This is a genomic window from Streptomyces sp. URMC 123, from assembly GCF_051386515.1.
GTDB lineage: Bacteria > Actinomycetota > Actinomycetes > Streptomycetales > Streptomycetaceae > Streptomyces.
Genome location: NZ_JBPQTV010000476.1, coordinates 1 through 3,678, shown reverse-complemented (window position 1 = coordinate 3,678; position 3,678 = coordinate 1). Strand labels below are relative to the sequence as shown.

The 3,678-nt window shown below is 75.9% G+C and carries 3 protein-coding genes; 2 read left to right on the top strand and 1 reads right to left on the bottom strand.

Annotation, left to right across the window (positions count from 1 at the left end; genetic code table 11):
* Positions 1–123 precede the first annotated feature (123 nt).
* Together eat and ACSNOD_RS29605 are read left to right on the top strand one after the other, a co-directional pair.
* Positions 124–1,527 (top strand): ethanolamine permease, encoded by a 1,404-nt coding sequence (gene eat, locus ACSNOD_RS29610; RefSeq protein WP_436770161.1) that lies wholly within the window; start codon positions 124–126, stop codon positions 1,525–1,527.
* A gap of 116 nt (positions 1,528–1,643) precedes the next feature.
* Positions 1,644–2,342, top strand: a complete 699-nt coding sequence (locus ACSNOD_RS29605) for a gamma-glutamyl-gamma-aminobutyrate hydrolase family protein (RefSeq protein WP_436770160.1) — start codon at positions 1,644–1,646, stop codon at positions 2,340–2,342.
* Between the two features lie 51 nt (positions 2,343–2,393).
* On the opposite strand, the gene ACSNOD_RS29600 is transcribed toward ACSNOD_RS29605, so the two are convergent.
* Complete coding sequence (locus ACSNOD_RS29600; protein ID WP_436770159.1) at positions 2,394–3,326, bottom strand: LysR family transcriptional regulator; 933 nt, start codon at positions 3,324–3,326, stop codon at positions 2,394–2,396.
* Positions 3,327–3,678 lie beyond the last annotated feature (352 nt).

Below are 3,678 nucleotides of genomic sequence, written 5' to 3'. Positions count from 1 at the left end.
CGCAGTGCTCCCGCATCACCGCCCGCGCCCTCCTCCGCACCGCCCGCGTCCCCTCCCGAATCCGCCACGGCCCCTCGGCCGGCGGCGCCCGCCGGTGCTTCCCGCGCGGCGGAGGACGCCTATCTGGAGCGCCGCACGCTGCGCCGGGGCAGCGCGGGCTGGCTGCTGCTCACCGGCCTGGGCGTCGCCTACGTCGTCTCCGGTGACTTCTCCGGCTGGAACTTCGGCCTGCGGGAGGGCGGCTTCGGCGGCCTCGCCGCGGCCGCCCTCCTGATGGGCCTGATGTACACCTGCATGGTGTTCGCGCTCGCCGAACTCGCCGCGATCCTGCCGACCGCGGGCGGCGGCTACGGCTTCGCGCGGCGCGCCCTCGGCCCCTGGGGCGGGTTCCTCACCGGCACCGCCATCCTCATCGAGTACGTGCTCGCCCCGGCCGCGATCTCCCTGTTCATCGGGGACTACGTGGAGTCGCTGCACCTCTTCGGGCTGGAGTCCGGCTGGCCGGTCGTCCTCGCCTGCTTCGTGCTGTTCATCGGCATCCACCTGTGGGGCGTGGGCGAGGCGCTGCGCTTCAGCTTCGTCGTCACCGGGGTGGCCGTCGCCGCCCTGCTGATCTTCGCCGTCGGCGCCCTCACCGAGTTCGACGCCGGCCGCCTCAACGACATCCCGGCCGACCCGGACGCCTTCGGCTCCTCCTCCTGGCTGCCCTTCGGGCTGCTCGGCGTGTGGGCCGCGTTCCCCTTCGGCATGTGGTTCTTCCTCGGGGTCGAGGGGGTGCCGCTGGCCGCGGAGGAGACCCGCGACCCGGCGCGCACCCTGCCCCGGGCCATGGCCATCGCCATGGGGGTGCTGCTCCTCCTCGCCCTGCTGACCTTTGTCGCCGCGACCGGCGCGCGGGGCTCGGCCGCCCTCCAGGACGCGGGCAACCCGCTGGTCGCCGCCCTCGAAGGCGACGGCGGGCCCACCGCGCTGAGCCGCTTCGTCAACTACGCCGGCCTGGCCGGCCTCGTGGCCTCCTTCTTCTCGCTGATCTACGCCGGATCGCGGCAGCTCTTCGCGCTCTCCCGGGCCGGCTACCTGCCCCGCTTCCTGTCCCTCACCAGCCGCCGCAAGGCGCCCTACCTCGGGCTGCTGGTGCCCGGCGCGATCGGCTTCGCGCTGGCCGTCGGCAGCGGGGACGGCGCCCGCATGCTCAATGTCGCGGTCTTCGGCGCCACGATCTCCTACGCTCTGATGAGCCTGTCGCACATCGTGCTGCGGCGCCGCGAACCGGAGCTGCCGCGCCCCTACCGCACCCCGGGCGGGGTGGTCACCTCCTCCGTCGCCTTCGTGCTGGCCTGTGCCGCGCTGGTGGCGACCTTCCTGGTGGACCGGGACGCGGCGCTCATCGCCCTCGCCGTCTACGCCGTGGCGCTCGCATACTTCGCCGGCTGGTCCCGGCGGCGGCTGGTGGCCACGGCCCCGGAGGAGGAGTTCGCGGCGCTGGCCGCGGCCGAGGCGGAACTGCGCCCCGGTGGAACGCCCTGACGCGCCGGGGCCCGCGCCCGCGCGAACGCCCCCGCACACCTCGTACGCCCCGAAACGACCCGTACGCCCCGTACACCCCGAACACCCGTCGACCGCACCGCTCAGGAGGCCCCTCGGTGACCGCACCGCTCATCGGCGTCAGCACGTATCTGGAGTCCTCCGTGCGCTGGGGCGTCTGGCAGTTGCCGGCCGCCGTCCTGCCGGCCGGCTACCACCGGCTGGTCCAGCGCGCGGGAGGGCTCGCCGCCCTGCTGCCGCCCGACGAACCGGCCGCCGCGGCCGCGGCCGTCGCCCGGCTGAACGCCGTGGTCGTCTCCGGCGGGCCCGATGTGGCACCGGCGCTGTACGGGGCCGAGCCGCACCCCCGCACCGGGCCGCCGGCCACCGAACGGGACGCCTGGGAACTCGCCCTGATCCGGGCCGCGCTGGACAGCGGCACCCCGCTGCTCGGCGTCTGCCGGGGCGCCCAGCTCCTCAACGTGGCCCTCGGCGGCACGCTCGTCCAGCACCTGCCCGACCGCGTCGGCCACGAGGGGCACACCGGGCCGCCCGGGGCCTTCGCCGCCCACGAGGTGATCCCCGTGCCGGGCACCCGCCTGGCCAAGGCCCTGCCCGAGCCGCTCACCGTGCCGACCTACCACCACCAGGCCGTCGACACCCTGGGCGCCGGCCTGATCGCCTGCGCCCACGCGCACGACGGCGTCGTGGAGGCCGTCGAACTGCCGGGCGAGCCGTTCGTGATGGGCGTGCAGTGGCACCCGGAGGGGGGCGAGGACCTCCGCGTCATGGAGGCGCTGATCGACGCGGCGGCGTAGGAGGGCGGCGTACGGGTTCTTGTACGGGCTTCTGTGCGAGTCGAGCCCGGCTCAGGCCGCACGGCGCGTGAGCGCCAGCAGGTCCCGCGCCGGGCCGGCCGGGCGGTGCCCCACGGGCCACACCGCCCGCAGCTCACGGCCCAGCCGCAGGTCCGTCACGGGGACCTCCACCAGCCGGCGGGCCGCGAGCTCCTCACCCACCGCGAGCTCACTGAGCACGGACGGCCCGGCGCCGCTCAGTACGGACGCCTTCACCGCCGTCGTCGACGCCAGCTCCAGCAGCGGCTCGGCCACGCCCCCGTACGGCGCGAGGGCCGCGTCCAGCACCTGGCGGGTGCCGGAGCCGCGCTCCCGCAGCACGAGCGGGGTCGCGGCGAGTTCCTCCGCGCCGACGGGCCGCCGGCGGCGCGCCCAGCGGTGCGCCGGCGCCACCACGACGACCAGGCGGTCGCCGCCCACCACCGCGCCGTCCAGGCCCGCGGGCGCGTCCAGCCCCTCCACGAAGCCCACGTCCGCCTCGCCCGCGAGCAACCGCTCGGCGACCGCGGCCGAGTTGCCCGCCACCAGTGACACGGCGGTGGCCGGCCGCTCCGCGCGCAGCGCGATCAGCCAGCCCGGCAGCAGGTACTCGGCGATCGTCATGCTCGCCGCGACGCGCAGCCGCGAGTCCCGGCGGGCGCGCAGCGCCTGCGCTCCCGCGTCGAACGCCTCCGCGGCCTCGACGATCCGCCGCGCCCAGTCCGTCACGAGCGTGCCGGCGGCGGTCAGCCGCGAGCCGCGCGGGGAGCGCTCCACGAGCGCGACGCCGAGCTGGCGCTCCATCGAGCGGAGCCGGCTGCTCGCGGCGGGCTGAGTGATCCCCACCTCGCGCGCGGCCCGGCCGAGGCTGCCCAGCCGGGCGACGGCGAGCAGCAGCTCCAGCGCGGCGAGGTCGGGCACGCGCTGCGCCAGCGCCTCCGGCGCGGTTCGGGGGTGATCGCTCATGGCCTCAGCGTATGGCGTTGCGCAACGCGGAAGCGCCCTCCGGGCGGGTTTGCGCGACGTCCCTCCGGGTGGGTTTGCGCGACGTCCGCGTTGTGGGTCGTCCCTGACGTGACCGTCGCTGCGTTTCCCGGCCTTCGGCCGGGCAGAACACCCCCCCCGGCCAAAGGCCGGGGCAAAAACTCCGCCCCTCCGGGGCGAAGGGGCGGGAAAACACCCCCGGCCTTCGACTGGGAGAAAGACACCAGCCCCTTCGGGGCTGGAAGGAGGGAGGTTCGTCCCGAAGCCCGGAGAAAGACCCCGCCCCTCCGGGGCAAAGCTCCATCCCCCGCCCCGAAGGAACGGAACCCGTTTC